This is a genomic window from Rathayibacter sp. AY1H3 (assembly GCF_002932015.1).
On sequence record NZ_PSUU01000095.1, the window covers coordinates 1 to 1,612 of the forward strand.

The window sequence follows — 1,612 nt, forward strand, 5'->3', positions numbered from 1 at the left end:
TCGCGCCGCCGTCGAGTACGACGACAAGCCGGACACCGGTCCCGCCTCGCCGCGCCTGATGGTCGTCGGGATGGTCGGCTGCGCAGCCGGGCTCGTCCTGCTCTCGGGACGCGTCGACGGCCAGCCCGCCTACCTGCGCTTGCTGATCGCCGTCATCGTGGCCGTCGCCGTGGTCAACGCGGTCGCCGCCGCCGTCCCCGCGCTGGTCGGCCGGCGGATCGGCGTCAGCGGGATCGGCGTCGTCGCCGCTCCGCGCGCGCTGCTCCTGGTCGCGGCGGCCGCTCTCGTCTCGCGCTTCGCGGGACTGGACCCGGCGCTCCTCTTCGGCGTGGTGATCGGCCTCGTCCTCCCCGAGGGCGCGTCCGCCGTCGACCGCGCGAAGCTCTCCACCGTCCGCGTCGTCTCGCTGCTGGGTCTCGCCGGACTCGCCTGGGGCGCCTCCGCCGTGGTCCCGCCCGACGGCTCGTTCGGCTCCGTGCTCGCCGCGGAGGTGCTCAGCGCGACCACGCTGATCTCGGTCGGCTCGAGCGTGGTGCTGCTGTTCCCGGTCGGGCGCCCCGCCGGCCGCAGCATCCTGCGCTGGTCCCCGCTGCTCTGGCTCGGGCTCACGCTCCTCGCGACGACCGTGCTGTTCGTGCTGCTCACCCCGACCATCGCGTCCTGGTCGACCGACGGCGGAGCGGGTCCGGTGCTCTTCGCCGTGGTCGCCTTCAGCGCGGTGTGCACGTCGATCTGGGCCTGGCGGCGCTTCGTCGAGTCGGAGTAGCCGGGCTCGGAGCCCGCTCAGCCGATCGAGACGGGCCGGTCGAGGTCGTCGCCCGGCAGCACGTCGGCCACGGCGCCGACGGTCAGCTCGCGCAGCGTCGCGATGCCGCCGTAGACGCCGAGGAACGCGGTGTCGGCCGCGTCGCGTCCCGTCGCGATCCGCACGAGGCTCGACCGCGGCGCGAGCGTCGTCGCGTCGACCGCCCGCCACTCTCCCTCGATCCAGGCCTCCGCGACCGCGTGGAAGTCCATCGGCTGCAGTCCCGGGGCGTACACGGCCGCCAGTCGGGCGGGCACGTCCAGCGCACGGAGGAGGGCGACGACGAGGTGCGCGAAGTCGCGGCAGACGCCGCGGCGGGCGAGCAGCGTCCGCTCGGCCCCGTCCGTCGGAAGGCTCGAGCCGGGGACGTACGCCAGCCGCGTGCCGACCCAGGAGCTCACCGCGTGCAGGAGGTCCGCCCCGGCGAGGCCGGCGAACTCGGCCCGGGCCGTCGCCCACAGCACGTCCGACTCGGCGTAGCGGCTCGGCCGCAGGTACCGCAGCCGGTCCACCTCGTCGCCCTCGAGCGGAGCGAGGCGTCCCAGGACGCGCGCGGAGTAGTCCACGACGAGGGGCCCGACCGGCGCGTCGAGCACGTGCAGCCGGGTGCCGTGCTGGTCGATCACCTCGCGAGCGGCGAGCGGGCGGCCGTCGACGGTGAGCGTCAGCGACTCCTCCGCCCCGTACGCGTCGGCCACCGCGATCGAGAGGACGAGCCCGGCTGCGCAGCCGACCATCCCGACGACCATCAGGCGCGGCGAGGCGGGACCGGTGTCCGGCTTGTCGTCGTACTCGACGGCGGCGCGA

The 1,612-nt window shown here is 75.4% G+C and carries 2 protein-coding genes; one reads left to right on the top strand and one right to left on the bottom strand.

Annotated features, from left to right (window positions below; all coding sequences use genetic code 11):
* Positions 1-766, top strand: a 766-nt coding sequence (locus C5C33_RS18740; protein ID WP_374953836.1) for a hypothetical protein, incomplete at its 5' end; no start/stop codon positions are given.
* Positions 767-783: 17 nt separating this feature from the next.
* Here the strand turns inward: C5C33_RS18740 and C5C33_RS18060 are convergent.
* Positions 784-1,554: a transglutaminase family protein gene (locus C5C33_RS18060; RefSeq protein ID WP_104261788.1), complete on the bottom strand. Its 771-nt coding sequence runs from the start codon at positions 1,552-1,554 to the stop codon at positions 784-786.
* Between the last annotated feature and the right edge of the window lie 58 nt (positions 1,555-1,612).

Coding starts and splice junctions, on each gene's coding strand:
- C5C33_RS18060 (WP_104261788.1), bottom strand. CDS start 1,554: ATGGTCGTCGGGATGGTCGGCTGCGCAGCCGGGCTCGTCCTCTCGATC.